18 protein-coding genes are annotated in these 15,520 nt (G+C 33.1%); 2 read left to right on the forward strand and 16 right to left on the reverse strand.

The window, feature by feature from the left end; translation table 11 throughout:
* Nucleotides 1–43: 43 nt before the first annotated feature.
* The 13 genes from QPK98_RS09805 to QPK98_RS09865 all read right to left on the reverse strand — a co-directional run bounded on the left by QPK98_RS09805 (nucleotide 44) and on the right by QPK98_RS09865 (nucleotide 12,042).
* Entirely contained in the window at nucleotides 44–910 is an 867-nt protein-coding gene (locus QPK98_RS09805) for an IS3 family transposase (protein ID WP_310993183.1), read from the reverse strand.
* On the reverse strand, nucleotides 838–1,296 hold the full coding sequence (locus tag QPK98_RS09810) for a helix-turn-helix domain-containing protein (protein WP_310993090.1): 459 nt from the start codon (nucleotides 1,294–1,296) through the stop codon (nucleotides 838–840). Before QPK98_RS09810 ends, QPK98_RS09805 begins: the two co-directional genes overlap by 73 nt.
* A 207-nt stretch (nucleotides 1,297–1,503) precedes the next feature.
* Nucleotides 1,504–2,880 (reverse strand): alpha/beta hydrolase family protein, encoded by a 1,377-nt coding sequence (locus QPK98_RS09815; protein WP_310993091.1) that lies wholly within the window; start codon nucleotides 2,878–2,880, stop codon nucleotides 1,504–1,506.
* A gap of 5 nt (nucleotides 2,881–2,885) precedes the next feature.
* A complete protein-coding gene (locus QPK98_RS09820) occupies nucleotides 2,886–3,194 on the reverse strand; it encodes a DUF3784 domain-containing protein (protein WP_310993092.1) in 309 nt (102 codons plus the stop codon).
* A 1,028-nt stretch (nucleotides 3,195–4,222) separates the two neighbouring features.
* Nucleotides 4,223–4,837 (reverse strand): hypothetical protein, encoded by a 615-nt coding sequence (locus tag QPK98_RS09825; RefSeq protein WP_310993093.1) that lies wholly within the window; start codon nucleotides 4,835–4,837, stop codon nucleotides 4,223–4,225.
* Between the two features lie 139 nt (nucleotides 4,838–4,976).
* Nucleotides 4,977–6,071: a HigA family addiction module antitoxin gene (locus QPK98_RS09830; RefSeq protein ID WP_310993094.1), complete on the reverse strand. Its 1,095-nt coding sequence runs from the start codon at nucleotides 6,069–6,071 to the stop codon at nucleotides 4,977–4,979.
* A 25-nt stretch (nucleotides 6,072–6,096) separates the two neighbouring features.
* Nucleotides 6,097–6,417 (reverse strand): type II toxin-antitoxin system RelE/ParE family toxin, encoded by a 321-nt coding sequence (locus QPK98_RS09835; protein ID WP_310993095.1) that lies wholly within the window; start codon nucleotides 6,415–6,417, stop codon nucleotides 6,097–6,099.
* A 240-nt stretch (nucleotides 6,418–6,657) separates the two neighbouring features.
* On the reverse strand, nucleotides 6,658–7,086 hold the full coding sequence (locus tag QPK98_RS09840) for a DUF1801 domain-containing protein (RefSeq protein WP_310993097.1): 429 nt from the start codon (nucleotides 7,084–7,086) through the stop codon (nucleotides 6,658–6,660).
* On the reverse strand, nucleotides 7,079–7,552 hold the full coding sequence (locus QPK98_RS09845; RefSeq protein WP_310993098.1) for a GyrI-like domain-containing protein: 474 nt from the start codon (nucleotides 7,550–7,552) through the stop codon (nucleotides 7,079–7,081). The genes QPK98_RS09840 and QPK98_RS09845 overlap by 8 nt, the downstream gene beginning before the upstream one ends.
* Before the next feature lie 4 nt (nucleotides 7,553–7,556).
* Nucleotides 7,557–8,318, reverse strand: a complete 762-nt coding sequence (locus tag QPK98_RS09850; RefSeq protein ID WP_310993099.1) for a helix-turn-helix transcriptional regulator — start codon at nucleotides 8,316–8,318, stop codon at nucleotides 7,557–7,559.
* A gap of 600 nt (nucleotides 8,319–8,918) precedes the next feature.
* On the reverse strand, nucleotides 8,919–9,431 hold the full coding sequence (locus tag QPK98_RS09855) for a hypothetical protein (RefSeq protein ID WP_310993100.1): 513 nt from the start codon (nucleotides 9,429–9,431) through the stop codon (nucleotides 8,919–8,921).
* Nucleotides 9,432–9,595: 164 nt separating this feature from the next.
* On the reverse strand, nucleotides 9,596–10,963 hold the full coding sequence (locus tag QPK98_RS09860) for a T9SS type A sorting domain-containing protein (RefSeq protein ID WP_310993101.1): 1,368 nt from the start codon (nucleotides 10,961–10,963) through the stop codon (nucleotides 9,596–9,598).
* Between the two features lie 281 nt (nucleotides 10,964–11,244).
* Nucleotides 11,245–12,042 carry a hypothetical protein gene (locus QPK98_RS09865; protein WP_093246026.1) on the reverse strand — a complete coding sequence of 266 codons (798 nt, stop codon included), beginning with the start codon at nucleotides 12,040–12,042 and terminating at the stop codon, nucleotides 11,245–11,247.
* A gap of 447 nt (nucleotides 12,043–12,489) precedes the next feature.
* Between QPK98_RS09865 and QPK98_RS09870 the strand changes: the two genes are divergently transcribed.
* Nucleotides 12,490–13,116 (forward strand): putative quinol monooxygenase, encoded by a 627-nt coding sequence (locus QPK98_RS09870; RefSeq protein WP_310993105.1) that lies wholly within the window; start codon nucleotides 12,490–12,492, stop codon nucleotides 13,114–13,116.
* Nucleotides 13,117–13,188: 72 nt separating this feature from the next.
* Nucleotides 13,189–14,052 (forward strand): helix-turn-helix domain-containing protein, encoded by an 864-nt coding sequence (locus tag QPK98_RS09875; RefSeq protein WP_310993106.1) that lies wholly within the window; start codon nucleotides 13,189–13,191, stop codon nucleotides 14,050–14,052.
* Between the two features lie 157 nt (nucleotides 14,053–14,209).
* On the opposite strand, the gene QPK98_RS09880 is transcribed toward QPK98_RS09875, so the two are convergent.
* From QPK98_RS09880 to QPK98_RS09890, 3 genes are all read right to left on the reverse strand, one after another.
* Nucleotides 14,210–14,731, reverse strand: coding sequence for a hypothetical protein (locus tag QPK98_RS09880; RefSeq protein WP_310993107.1), 522 nt, complete (start codon nucleotides 14,729–14,731; stop codon nucleotides 14,210–14,212).
* A gap of 155 nt (nucleotides 14,732–14,886) precedes the next feature.
* On the reverse strand, nucleotides 14,887–15,177 hold the full coding sequence (locus tag QPK98_RS09885; protein ID WP_310993108.1) for a hypothetical protein: 291 nt from the start codon (nucleotides 15,175–15,177) through the stop codon (nucleotides 14,887–14,889).
* On the reverse strand, nucleotides 15,170–15,445 hold the full coding sequence (locus tag QPK98_RS09890) for a hypothetical protein (RefSeq protein ID WP_310993109.1): 276 nt from the start codon (nucleotides 15,443–15,445) through the stop codon (nucleotides 15,170–15,172). The genes QPK98_RS09885 and QPK98_RS09890 overlap by 8 nt, the downstream gene beginning before the upstream one ends.
* Between the last annotated feature and the right edge of the window lie 75 nt (nucleotides 15,446–15,520).

Raw genomic sequence — 15,520 nt, forward strand, 5'->3', positions numbered from 1 at the left:
AGCCGTTTGGAAGGCAAAAAAATCCTTTGGACTAGGTTCGTTCTTAAATCTTAAGTTCAGGTAAATCTACTTTATTTTTTCGATATGACTTGTATTTGATGTTTGGATTTAAATGTACTTCAGCCGGTTTTCTTAAATCCAGGCTAAAATGGGTTCTTAAATTGTTGTAAATATATACAGCTTGCTGTGTCATTTTCTGAGCTAATTCTTTGTTTTTGATAGTTCTCTTAAGCCCATATTCGTATTTAAGCGTCCTGTTAATGCGTTCGGCAACAGCATTTTCGTAAGGGTCATATTGTTCTGTCATACTCATTGTGATACCGTTGCTTTCGGCAAATACTGTATATTTTGGATTGCAATATTGAAAGCCTCTATCTGAATGATGAATGAGTTTTTGTCCAGGATATTTTCTATTTTTAACAGCCATAGCGAGCGCCTTTGTGCAGAGTGATGTTCTCATATGGTTGTCTATATTATAGCCCATAACCTGCTTTGAATAGGCGTCTGTAACTAAAGCCAAGTAGTTATGGCCATTTTCTGTTTTGATGTATGTAATATCGCTTACCCAGAGTTGTTCAGGTCGGGTAGGGAGTTGGTCTTTTACGAGGTTTCTATATTTTTTGAACATATGGTTTGAGTTGGTTGTGGTGATATAATTTTTAGTTTTAGGTACCAGTAGGTTATGGAGCCTTAAGAAGCGGTAGAACTTATCTCTACCTATCTCAATACCAGCGTTTTTGAAATCTTGTTTGAGTTCACTGTATAGCTTGATTCCACCGGTTTTAGAGCCTACTGCTTTACGGTAGTCCTTTACCATAGTTGCCATTTTTTGATGGTCTATTTGCTGTTTTTGCTGGGTTTTGAGTCTTTTGTGGTAGGCTTGTTTAGAGATTCCAAGGCACTGATAGATCCATTTTGTTTTGAACGGTTTTTCTTTTTTCGTTCTATCTCTTTCGCGAGTGACTTGGGCAAGGACTTTTTTGCCATATCGACGCCTGTAATCAGTTCCATTTCAGCGATTATGTCTTGTTGAAAGTCCTTTGCGAACTCAAGTTCTTCAATCTTTTCCTTTAATTTTTTAATCTCATCGTTTTTACTCATACCTGTATTTTGTTGTACTAAGGTACTGTATTTTCTTAACCAATAGGTAATGGTGGTTCTGGGAACGTCGTACTTCTTGGAAGCAAAGCTTGTGGATAATTGTCCGTTTAGGATTTGGTCAACGACTAAAAGTTTAGTCTCTAAAGTTGCTTTTTGGTAGCTTTTTTTTAGCCAGTGTTCATTTTTTGTTTTCATAAGTGACTGTAATTAATTGATTAATTTTTAGTCAACCTATTTCAGGAAAGTATATGGTCTAAATGTTGCACAACGGTCTAGGCTATGAGTAGTTGCGTGGGTTAGCACTAAACTTTGCAAGCACTCACCAAGCTGAAAATCCGCAAGGATTTTCAGAAGTAGGGGAGAACAAGCAATTACTTATAGCCATTGTTGTGGTGTCGTTTTTTATTTAATCTGTTTTTTTATCCAATCAGTTATTAAGTCCAAAACATCTGGCGATATGGTTTGTTCAATTTCTGAATATTCAGACGATATTCCTGTATTGCATTCTTGAAACAAATGGTTTAAATTTTCCAACTCAATTATTGTTACATCATTATTTCCGTTTTTTTCAATAGCATCCTTTATGGCGTTTAGATTTTCTTTTGAAGGAACTTGAAAATCTTTATTTCCATTGATTGCTAAAACAGGACAATTGACTTTCTCTAAATACTTTGAGGGTTTTGACTTGATTAAACTCAATACTTCATTTCCCGTAATTTGGTTTACCAATGTCTCTCTTTGGACTTCAGGAAACATCTTGCCATACTTATTTATGTAAAATGAATTTAGACTGTCTTTTAGGGCTTGATTATCAAGATTGGTACTGACAATAATGTCATAAGCTCCTTTTACTAATTCTTGTCCTTGTGCAATTTGTAGTTCATTCATTCCCATAGTTTTTTCCAAAGTTGCTTTTTGGGAAAGCATTAATTTATCACCATTTATCCCAGGTGCAGCCATAAGAACAATGAAATCAACATCGTTAATTTCCGAAGCTACTTTTGGTGCAATAATGCCTCCAATACTGTGTCCTATCAATCCAATTTTTGAAGTATTTATATCATTCCTTGTTTTCAGGTAATCAATAGCAGATTTGATATCAGTTGATAATTCTTCGATTGTAGCGGTGTTGAAATTGCCTTCGGATTTTCCTACTCCACGTTCATCAAATCTTAAGACACCAATCTCATTTTTTGTGAGTTGGTCAGCAATGACGTAATATGGTTTATGTCCGAACATTTCCCCATCTCTGTTTTGTGGCCCACTACCACTTATTATAATTACTATGGGAAATTTTCCATCTTTCTTTGGAAGTGTTAAAGTTCCTTTTAATTTTAAATTGTCTGTAGTATTGAAAGTTATTTCCTCTGAATAATAATTAAATGGCGGTTTTGGTTCTTGTGGTCTATTGAGAACGATTTCTCCACGCTTTAGATTTAAAGAGACAGGATAACCACCTTTAAACAAATTTCCTATAATCTCGTTTTTATCGTTGATACTTCCCTTATATTCTAAATTGAAATTAGGAAATGTTATTGTTAATAGCGTGTCATTTAATTTGGTAGTTTCCGCTTTGGCTCCATTCAATCCTTGTTTTGGAATATCCATTGTAGATTCATAATTATTTCCATTTTTTGTGATTTTGAATGCAACATCTAATTTGCCGCTTGGAATTGGTATTTCTCCAATCCAATTTCCGACATAATCTTGTGCGAATGATGTGATTGAACAAAGGGAAAATAGCAAAAGAGTAAAAATATTCCTCATTCTTTTTGTCATTTTAATTATTGTTTAATTTTATACTTGTTTGAATTAGCTTTAATAAGTAGATATGGTATTCCAATTAAAATTGCGATAAACATAAAAATCATTTCAAGATTTGGTTTGTCAAGCCATTTTGAAATGAAGTAGCCCAGTATTATTACAATAGCCATTGCAAACATTACATTTCTCATAAGTGTAGCAATTCCGTCAATATTATATTTTGCTTTTTTTTCAGTGGTCATTGTATTGTAACCAGCAATCAAAAAATACATTTTCCCGTACTTTATTAAAATTCCAAGTATTATGAAAATTATTGCTACTAATATCATTTTTTTCAATTTTATACGTTTGTTTTTTCAAAATGCACCACAACGTCCCGGCTATGAATAGTGCGCCCAAAAACACACTGAATTTTGAAATAGGCACTTAGCCAAAGCTTTGTTTTTTACTTATTTTCAGTATTGCGCCAAAATAAAGTTTTGGCGACCTCGTAAATATACGACTGCTTTTGGAATAATCTCCGCCGCAGCATTATTTATAGCCTTTTGTTGCCAAGCGTTTTTTTATGCAGTCTCCATTCAGATTCCGCTTCGCTACTTTTTCTCTTTTAAATTTTAAAATTCTAGTATTCGATTCCGCCCTGATTGCGTTTTGCTGATAAATTTTTTATCCTTTTTAGAGTTCCGCACCTGCTTCGGATGGTTTATGTGTCTGATGGATTTTGAGCTAAAATCGCGGGTTTGATTGTCCAGAATATATTTATCAAATGCTTGGCAACGTCCCGGCTATGAATAGTGCGTCTAAAAATACACTGATTTTTGGAATAGGCACTTAGCCAAAGCTTTGTTTTTTACTTATTTTCAGTATTGCGCCAAAATAAAGTTTTGGCGACTTCGTAAATATACGACTGCTTTTGGAATTATCCCCGCCGCAGCATTATTTATAGCCTTTTGTTGCCAAGCGTTTTTATATGCAGTCTCTATTCTGATTCCGCTTCGCCGCTCAATTCTATCACGATTTGTGGAGCTCCGCTTTGCCGCTTTTTCTCTTTTAAATTTTAAAATTCTAGTATTCGATTCCACCCAGATTGCGTTTTGCTGATAAATTTTTTATCCTTTTTAGAGTTCCGCACCTGCTTCGGATGGTTTATGTGTCTGATGGATTTTGAGCTAAAATCACGGGTTTGATTGTCCAGAATATATTTATCAAATGCTTGGCAACGGTCTCGTATAACCGTCAGTTACGGGTTAATATGCGTTAATTTTCGGTTTAGCACAGGCTTTAGCAATTCCGAGTGGATTCGGACGCAGTCGAATCCGCCGTAATTGCGGTTATACATTGTTGTGCATAGTATTTTTTATTCCGTACTCCATTTTTCATTTCTTTTGGCTTGGTCATTTAACGATAAATAGTGAATTGCTAAAATCAATTGAACATTGGGGTCATTTAGGTCAAAATATTTTTTATTTTTTGATACTTTTGAGTAGAGCATTTGTAAAGGATTGAAGTCTCCTGAAGCATTAATCCAATGTGCATATTCCTTAATTTTGGGATTATGTTTTCCTAAATCGAAAAGATAATTATTATATTCTCCAATGGCATTAGCACACAAAGATTTTTTTTCTTTTCCAGTTTTATATTCGATTGATTTACAAAACCACCAAATTTTATCAAACGTTGATCTTGATATTTGTTTGTAAAGTTCCTTTTGTTCCTCAAAGTCTATATTTGTCCAAAACCCATTTCCTGTTGCTTCTAAATATTCGTGAGGAATTCGTTCATAACAAGTTTTAAAATCAGAGTCCATATTTAGGCACATTTGATTTTTAAAAAAGGTAGTTATTTTTTTTAAATCGGCTATTTGTTCAGAAGTAAAGTTATTGTTTAATTCGGTCACAGAATATTGAGATTTACAAGCGAAATTCAGTTGTAAAATTGTAACTCCAAATATCAATATTATTGCTTTCTTCATATTATGCACAACGTCTCGGCTATGAGTAGTTGCGTGAGTTTGCGATTAACTTAGCAAGTACACACCAAGCTGGAAATCCGCGAGGTTTTTCAGAAGTAGACGACAACAAGCAATTACTTATAGCCATTGTTGGCAACAGTTATTTCATTTTTTTGTCAATCTTTGTTCTTATTGCATAATAATCCATTTCATAGCAAACTCGACCCAATAATATAGCTGGATTAATTCTATGTTTATCTCCTAAAGCTATAATTTTCTCATCATCTAAAGGAAGATGATTGTCTAATATATCTTGCCAAATATTATTAGGGATTAATTTTTGTTGAGCGTAATTGTCGGCTTCAGTCTCGCATTTGTCTACATTCTGTTTTCGAGTTAAGTCCATAAACTTTCTGTCCTTGTCGTTTCTCAAATGTAAATCAATATGTCCCATTTCGTGCATAATTGTAAAAGCAAAATTATCTATCCGATTATACCTCAAAGTCAATGCTATAGCTGGATTTTTTCCTGACCAAAAAGAGAATCCATCAATAGGTGTTTTCTCTAGTTTGTCAATCAGTAACATTTTAATCCCAAATTGATTAAGTACAGATTTAACTCTTTCTGGTGTTCCAGAATTTTCATAAAATATGTTATTTAAATTTAAACAGAGTTGATTTAAATTGTCAAAATTAAAAGTATTTGTCTTTTGATTTTTAGCTTCATATTGAGCTAATGAGCTCCAAGCAAACATATTTTTTTCATCAATTTTCAGTTTATCAGACTTTCGAAAATATGCGTATTTATCTTTGGAAAATGAAGAGACTAGTCCATCAATAGTTTCCACTTCATAAATGTTTTTTATAGTTTTAATGTCACTTTCAATATCATCGCTTAAATAATTATGTTTCTTGAAATATCGAACAGGAACATATTCTTTTATGATGCTCCATAGTTCAATATTTCTTACTTTTTTAATATTCTTTTGCTTTACTCTTGCTTTATCAATCTCATATTGAGATTGAAACTTCATCCAATAGTCCGCTGAAATTCCCAATATTTTTTCTAATAAAATTGCAATATCTGCGGTAACTGGTCTTTTCCCTTTAATAATTTCGTTTAAAAATGATGGTTGAACATCTAATTCTTTCGCCAATTTTCTTTGGTTTAAATCAGGTGTTGCATCTAGTTCATCTTTAATTAGAACTCCTGGATGTGTCGCTTGTAACGGTGTTAATATTTTTTTTGTTGCCATCTTTCCCTGTGTTTGTTTGTAGTAATTACTTGTAATGATTACTCAATTCAATAATTGAGCATATTGTAATACTATTAGGTTCTTCTCCTTCTAGTGTAGTTATAAATTCTATTCGATACTTGCCATCCACTCGAACAGACTCTAATCCTTTTTTATCGCCAATAAGTTTTTCGTAATTCAAACTTCTAATGGGATATAACTCTTCTGTATTTTTTGCAACTCTTAATTTATCTATTGTTTGTATATACTTTTTAATAACATTTGGTTGAAACCTATGCTTTTTGCTTCGAGCCTTGCCGTTTTCGTACAGTTCTTTTAGATAATCTTTCTCGAAATTTATTTCCATAGCTTTCTTTTATCATAGTGCAAAGATACAAATAAAAAAAATAAAAGTTCACTTAAATAGTGAACTTTTTGTTGTTTATCGTAATTGTTGCCAACGTTTAGTATATGAAAAGTAGGCGATTTCGAAGCCCAGAACCTTCGGTTAAACACAAAGCTCGATGCGAGCCAAAACTCTTTATTTTACTACTATTTCGCCTATTTTTTATATACATTGTTAGCCACTGGCTTTTTTATTCATTTCTCAAATTCCCAATGTAATCTGTTCCTTTACATTGTGATAAATCAAAGATGCTTTTATGCATTCCTTTAATTCCATTTCAGGAATTTTTTGGTTTAACTGAAAAACGATTGCTCGTTTTCCTTCGTATTGAAATTTGTGGTCAAAAACTAATCTGAAAGTATCAACTAATCTACTCGTGCATTGGAAATACATTGCATATTGGTCAGGTGTTTTTTCTTTCCAATCCATACGCAATGTGCTTCCATTTTTGGTAACAAAACTGGGTTCTCCCCATTTCAAAGTTTCTTCCAAAACAGTTACGCCTTCGGTTTCTTCTGCTGTTTCTATTACCAATTCCCGAAGATGTTGCAATTTATCCCGAACAAAGTCGGGATAATTCGCAAAAACTTCATTTACTCTTGGGTCTGTCTTTAAGGATAGTTTACCCATTTATTTCTTGCTTTATACCTACATAGAAATCTACTTCCGCATCAGAAGGATTTTGTGCTTTTTCCCCGAAAATCTCAAAATCGGCATCATAGGTTCTGTCTAATTCCATTTCAAAAATTTTAGACCATTGGTTAACGATCAATCCTTGCATTAAGTCTCCTTTTGCAGTTGTCTTGTTGTATGTTCCTCCACTAAATGATTTACCAACCATTCCGTTGGGAATATTGTCTAAATTTTCAACTTTGCAACCAAGTATTGCCGTATAAGGTTTTGTATGGTCTTCTTCATAGTCCGTATAAAGTGAATAAATTTCATTATCAACTTTGTTAGGGATTTTTGATAAGACACTCTCGGACATAAACTTACCCCAAAGCTCTGCAATTTCTTTGCTTGCCTGTCCGTTCTCGTTTGTCGTTCTAATAGAGATTCCGATAATGTTAAAAGGTTCAATTTTTACTGTTTGCATTTTTTTAAATTTTATGATTTAATGCAAAAGTAGATTGACCTTGTGCCAAAGGTGTGTCAGGGGTGTCTTTATATTTTTCACTACATTTTTCAAGGTATTCTTGCAAAGTCATTTTGTGTGGTTCAAAATGACTACCAAAGATTTCTATTTTTTGGATACAATCAAGGCGAAACGCTCTAAAGTCATTTCTTAATTTACAAAAGGCGATAAGTATCCAATTGTCCTGTGTAGTGTAAAGTGCAAACGGTTCGATTTTTCTTTGACTTTGCTTGTTTTCCAATGACAGGTAATCAATTTTTATTGTTTGATAATTTGATATAGTAGATTGAAGTTGTATCAGATATTTGCTTGTTTTTTCATTCTCACGATTATTGCGTACCTGTATTCTGTTAGTCAACAATTCGGCTTTTTCTTTTTGGGCGTAGTTTAAGACTGACTTGATTTTTGTTACAGCACTTTCGTATTGTTCTGTCAAAGATTGGTCTTTATTCTTTCTGATTAGTTGTTCTGCTGTTATTAAGGCGTTCGCTTCGCCTTGGGTAAACATAACTGGCGGAAGTTTATAACCTTCCATAATGGAATAACCTTTTCCTTCTTCCGTCACGATTGGAATTCCTGATTTCTCAAGCGTTCGGATATCTCGATAAACCGTTCTGATACTTACATTATGCTTTTCGGCAATATCCTTTGCGGTTACAATCCTTTTCGACTGTAATTGGGTTAGGATTGCTGTCAATCTTGCAAGTCTGGGTTTTTCTTTGTCCATTTGTTTTTTTCAGCTTGTGGCTAACGTCCCGGCTATGAATAGTGCGTCTAAAAATACACTGATTTTTGGAATAGGCACTTAGCCAAAGCTTTGTTTTTTACTTATTTTCAGTATTGCGCCAAAATAAAGTTTTGGCGACTTCGTAAATATACGACTGCTTTTGGAATTATCCCCGCCGCAGCATTATTTATAGCCTTTTGTTGCCAAGTGTTTTTTTATGCAGTCTCCATTCTGATTCCGCTTCGCCGCTCAATTCTATCACGATTTGTGGAGCTCCGCTTTGCCGCTTTTTCTCTTTTAAATTTTAAAATTCTAGTATTCGATTCCGCCCTGATTGCGTTTTGCTGATAAATTTTTTATCCTTTTTAGAGTTCCGCACCTGCTTCGGATGGTTTATGTGTCTGATGGATTTTGAGCTAAAATCACGGGTTTGATTGTCCAGAATATATTTATCAAATGCTTGGCAACGTGTTTGTGTATGATTAGTGGCGTGTTTTACGGAACTAATTTAGCAAATAAAAACCGAATAGAAAGTCCGCGAGGACTTTCGTAAGCAAGCTCTAATTAGCCATTAATTATACACGTTGTTGTGCCTAGTTTTTATTTCAGAATATTCAATCCAGCCTTTTCGGCAATTTTCAATATCGGAACTATTTTTTTCTCATCAGTATACCAAATAATATTAGTCCAATCCCATTCTTCGCTATAAATCGCAGAAAGTTTTGGTAAAATCATACTGTATCTTCTTCCACTTTGCGACCATAAATTATCAAAATCACATTTCCTTAAAACGTCTTTGTAATCCATTGGTTTTTTCAAAACCATTCGATAATTTCGTTTATATTTCCAAAAATAAATGTCAGTTGCTTTATATAATTCCTCTGCAACAATTTCGAATTTTTTTCTACGTGCTTTTAATTCATTCAAATTTTCATCGACAAAAATCATTTCACTCGCCTCTTCATTTGTCAACCAATGGTCAAAAACACTAATAAAAATCTTTTTATATTTTCCGTTTTCAATGTATGAGTCATCTTGTTCAATTATCTTCTTATAATCGGGAAGATTTCGCTTTATTTCCTTTAATTCCGCTTTCGAAATATTCGACATCATAGTTAGTTCGGGCATTTTTTTAAATTAGGCACAACGTTTAGTATAACCGCAGTTACGGATAAATACACGAGGTTTTTCGATTAAGCACTGACGTTAGCAATTACGCGTGGATTCGGACGCAGTCGAATCCGCCGTAATTGCGGTTATACATTGTTGTGCTTTCGTTATTCTTTAACGATTTTATAAGTAGCTTTCTGATCAGCAATCTCAATCATAATAATATATATTCCTAATTTAAATTCTGACATATCTATCGTTTCAGTTAGAGTGTTAGGTGCTGTGGTAAGAATTTGTTGACCTATTATGTTATAAACCTGTATTGAATTAATTTTATCATTCGCAACTATATTCAGTGTATTTTTCGTTGGGTTAGGATATAAACTTAATTTATTTAGCCCATTTTTATCAACTGATAATAATGCACTTAAATCATAAACACTGACCCTACCTGAGTCTGTTGTCGAAGAATCATATTTTGGTGCGCCAATACTGATAAAATTTCCTTCTGAAGATAATGATATTGCGTTACCAAAAAAATCTTGAGGACCATTAAGATTTCCATTTAATTCAGTTACTAATGACCATTGTTCATCTATAAGCTCATAAACCCTGACGATACCATGATATCTTGCTCCGACTGCTAATATATTTCCATTAGGTGATAATGATAACCCATGTGAGCCTAGAGATTCGTTAGGTTCTTGGCCAAAAATATCTTGACCGATTTGAACCCAATTACCACCATCGTATTCAAAAATGGTTACTTTTCCACGATTTGAACAACAATTCCATCTTGAAACTGCTACTCTATTACCATCCGAGGATAATGAAACTTGTGCTCCAAATAAAGCATTACCTCCCACAATAGTCTCCCCAATTTGAACCCAAGTGTCAGATTGATTTTCAAATATTTTTAATTTCCCATCATTCGCTCCATCTGCTGGAGCACCAATTGCCAATATGTTTCCATCTGATGATAAACTTATTGCTTCACCAAAATGTTCTCCCCCTATTCCGCCATAAATATCATCTCCCACTTGCACCCAATTACTATTTATATATTTATATACACTTACATAATCTTGAAGAGAAGATCCAATCGCTATAATAGTACCATCTGATGATAAGGATACGGCACGACCTCCAATATCAATAATATTACCTATTTGCACCCAATTCTCTCCGATATTCTCATATATATTTACCTTTCCAATTCCTGTTAATCCAACGGCTAACACATTGCCATTTGAAGACAATGCTAGACTTTCCCCAAACGATTCAAACACCTCGGCACCCAATAAATTTTCTCCAATTTGAACCCAACTATTATTTTCATTTCTAAAAACACTTACCAGCCCTGTAAAGTTGTTATAACGATAACCGGCTATTGCTAGAACATTACCGTTAGAGGACAATGCTACTTTGTCGCCAAATTCACCATTTTCATATACTCCGAATATATCTTGACCGATTTGTATTTGAGTAAACCCTAGAAAAGGGAGTATTAAAAGTATAAGCAGTAATTTTTTCATATATAAAATATTTTAATGTTTCTAATTTAGGTGTGTCTTTGTATTTATTATTATGTCATTTTATGGTCATAATGAAGCACAACGGTCTTGTATATGGCTCGTAGCGTGAAAATTAGAAAATTATTTTCGGATTAAGCACAAGCCAGATTTTTAAATTTTACTATTTATCTTTTTAATTGGAAATCGTCAAATTTAAAAATTTGGCGACTTTCCAAATATACCTTAATTTCGATTAAGCAACTGCCCAGCTATGAGCTATATACGTTGTTAGCCACAGTCTTTTACCCATACCTTCTGTCCAATTGGTAAATTTCATCTTCGGTATAATTTGGGTTTACTTTTTTAAACAATTCTTTAAATTTCTCAAATTCTTCTTGTGGTGGTTTTCGACCGCAACAATATTTCATCATTTCTTGAGCGGATTCATCAAAATCGCTTTTTAATTTCTCATCTTTTGAAATAAATTCCTCCTGTATTTTTATCAAGACTTCGGATAATTCTATCGAATGCATATAAACAGAAACGTGAGCCATTTGAAATTCCTGAATGTCATTAAACTCTTTTAGGTTTACTTTTAAGTCACTTATGATACTGTAAAATTCGTAAATGTAATTAATAACTTTAGACGACATATACAGCATATTATTAGCTATCTCTTCGTGATACTTAATTATCGATTTGTCAAATTTCTCAAGGGAATTGTCAATACAGTTTTTGTCAATACAAGTTCCAGATAACGAGACGTGAAGTTGTTGAACATCGAATAAAATTTTTGACAAAGACGAATAAACAACTCTTTCTTGATTTTGAATTATTCCTTTTTTGTCAATTTCTTCCGATAGTTCTTTATCAAGTTTTTTAGAATCTAAATTCAGTTTGTTTTCAAGTTTTTTAATCCGAACATTGTTTCTGTTGTTTAACCAAACTAAACCTAAAGGTAAAAGTAGTCCTGTTACAATAGATAAAATTATAGATGGATTGTCTTGGATAAATTGAACAAACCAGCCAGTATCATTCGGTATCTTTTCAGCAACATTTTCAGTAGTTTCTGCTTGTAATAATGTTGTGAATATTGTCATTTACGATTGGTTTTTTAGATTGTGGCTAACGGTTGTGTATATGGCTCGTAGCGTGCAAATTAGCGATATTTATTCGGATTAAGCACAAGCCAGATTTTTAAATTTTACTATTTATCTTTTTTTATTGGAAATCGTCAAATTTAAAAATTTGGCGACTTTACAAATATGCCTTAACTTCGTATAAGCAACTCATTAGCTATGAGCTATATACGTTGTTATGTGCATACTGAATTTAATAGTGTTGCTTTTTTAGTATTACTTTCCTGAAAATCGTCCATGCCATAGTAATAAACATCCATTCCACAGTCCTTTATTTCTCTCCAAATTTACACTGTAACAAAAAAACAAGAAAAAATGAAAACTACAGTTCCATTATAATTAGCGCTCCTGGTTTTTTTACTAGGATTTACAATTCAAACATTTTCAAAAACTAAAAACACAAACATTATGAACAGTACAAAAAATGAAACAATCGGATTATTAGTAATTATGAAGGCAAAACCAGGAAAAGAACAAGACGTAAAAGACTTTTTGCTTGGTGGATTAGCACTAGTCAATCAAGAACCTCAAACAGTATCTTGGTTTGCCTTTCAGATAGACAGTAAAACTTTTGGTATCTATGATACCTTTGAAGTTGAAGAAGGTAGACAAGCGCATTTACAAGGAGAAGTTGCAAAGGCACTATTAGCAAATGCAGATGATTTATTAGAAGATTTTGATGCTGACACAGATATTCAAGCCATAGACATATTGGCATCTAATCATAAGTCTGGACTGCAAAACAAAGGCTTGCTTGTTATCATGAAATCTAAAGAAACAAAGACAGCAGATGTCGAAAACTTTCTAAATGTTGGAAAACAATTAGTAAGTGATGAGCCAAAGACTTTATCTTGGTATGCTATAAAAATAGATGCGACTACGTATGCAATCTTTGATACTTTTGCTGATGATTCAGGTAGAGATGCCCACTTAACAGGTAAAGTTGCTGCAGCACTTATGGAAAATGCTCCGGTTCTTTTAGAAGGTTTTAAACCAACTGCAATTCAAAAAATAGACATCATTGCTTCAAAATAATTGATATCTTTAGAAAGGAGTGCAATAAGCACTCCTTTGTTTTTAAGGATACTAAAAAAGAAATAGATGTTTATGGCTCAAATTATTATTGATAAACAAAATGGTGAATTAGCCTTTAGACTAGAAAGGTTTGAAAATCTTAATCAATTTGACCATTTACAGCGAAAGAACTATTATTCTATTATTTTACTTTACGGAAGCAACTATAAGTTAAGTGTGGACCTTTCTAAGTATGAACTGCAAGGTTATCAAATGATTTGCCTGTCGCCTTATCAGCCATTTATGATTTCTTCTGCAGCATCTTGTTCGGGCTGGTTATTAAATTTTCACTCAGATTTTTTCTGTACTTATCGTCATCAAAATGATATTGAAACAGAAGGCGTTCTTTTTAATAATTTTAGTGGAATACCACATTTTAAGATTTCTGAAGAGGCTTTGTTTTTTAATCTCATAGACCAAATTTCAAAAGAGATGGATAAAGATTCTATAGCTCAACATGAAGTTCTTGTCGCATTTTTAAAGATATTTTTAATAGAAGCAGTGAGGCAGAAAAAACAATTCGATAAAGAGATAGTTCCAAAATTTTCAGATGGCCAATCTGAAATACTACAAAATTTAGTAGATTCTATTGAGAAAAACTTTTGTGAATTACATTCTCCCAAAGATTATGCAGATGTTTTGAGTGTTAGTACAAAAACATTGGCAAAGATTGTAAAAAAGTATTTACAGCAAACACCCAGCGATTTAATTTCAAATAGAATTATTATAGCGGCCAAACGGGAGCTATATTTAACGTCAAAACCTTTGAAACAAATTGCAGCAAATCTAGGTTACGATGATGAGTTTTATTTTAGTCGGTTTTTCAAAAAGAAAGTAGGTGTTTCTCCAGATAATTATAGAAAGACAGTTGGTTTCGCCAAATTAGAAAAACTATAATTGTCATTGTCTTAAGTTGCACATAACGGTTTTGTGTATGATTTCGTTGCGTGTTTAAGCACTAAAGTTAGCAAATAAATCACAGATAGAAAGTCCGCGAGGACTTTCGTAATTAGGCTCTCACTAGCAATGAATTATACACGTTGTTGTGCGTTCGTTATTTCTCAAACGGTAATTTCTGTTCAAATTCGGGATTCCGTTTTTCCCAATTCGTTTTTTCTTTTTTATAATGTTTCTTAAATTCCGATATCATTAATTCGTAATCAGCTTTTAAGAATTCAAATCCGCTTATTTTTTCAAACCATTCAGATTTTGAGCCAACTTTTTCAGCGTTATATTCTGTTGTTTTATCAATTCCTAATTTGTTCCATTTAATTGTTTTTCCACAATTTTCAATTTCCGCTAAAATTATAGTGCAGGAAAAATCATTATCGTCAGGACACATTAGAATTGGGCAAATTGTTATTTCTCCAATTTTCGGTAAAACTCTATTCCAAACAACTTCTCGTTCCTGTTCAATTTCCATCCAAAAAAGTAGAGTAGGATAAAGTCCTTTATACATATTGTTCGGATAAAGCTCTTCGAGTTTTTCGTCAAGCCAAAATTCGTCAATTTTCAGATTCGGAAAATCATCTCTTCCGTAGTCACTTTTATCTATTTCGGATTTTATCGTATTCATTGGTTTTAATGACGCACAACGTGTTTGTGTAAGCGTCAGTAACGGGAAAGTGCGCGAGTACTTTCCGCTGACGCCACCAAGTTAATAAAAAGGCGAGAATTTTCGGTAGAAAATTCCGCCGTTATTGCGTTTACACGGTGTTGCCAACAGTATTTTTAATTAAATCCATTATTTTTCAATTCAATAAACAACATAATTGAAAATCCGATTGCTATTAAAATTCCAATTCCGTTGAGTACTTTTTTGTTCTTGATTATTAAAGTCAGAATAAAGTCAGTTAGTAATCCAAAAAGTCCGATTACAAACAATCCAACCATATAAACAACTCCCCAACCTTCTGCATAAGAAAGTGTCTCCCACTTGATGATTGTAAAAATCAAACAACAAGTCAGATAGACTAATAAATAGCCTTTGAGAAAAGTCCATTTGGTTATTTTTTTAAGCATAACTTAAATTAAAATCAATCGCAAAATGTAGAATGTAAACTATTCCGATTATGCTTATAATCCAATTATATTTTTTCGTTATCAGTCTGCTGATTAAATAGCCAATAACAGTCAAAACTCCGATTAAAGGTGGATAAATTAAGGGAATAAATCCGCCGTGATTTGAGCTCGCTGGCAAGTCAGTCCGCATTGCAATAATCCACGCAATTATAGTTCCGACTAAAATTCCGATTAGGTTGTATTTTCGGCTATCGAGAATTTTTTTCATATTGTTGGCAACGGATTTGTATAAGAATAGTAGGGCTGAAAAAAGGCGACTACCATTCGGTTGAACACAAGCCGA

The organism is Aequorivita marina (assembly GCF_031631895.2).
GTDB classification, from domain to species: Bacteria; Bacteroidota; Bacteroidia; order Flavobacteriales; family Flavobacteriaceae; genus Aequorivita; species Aequorivita marina.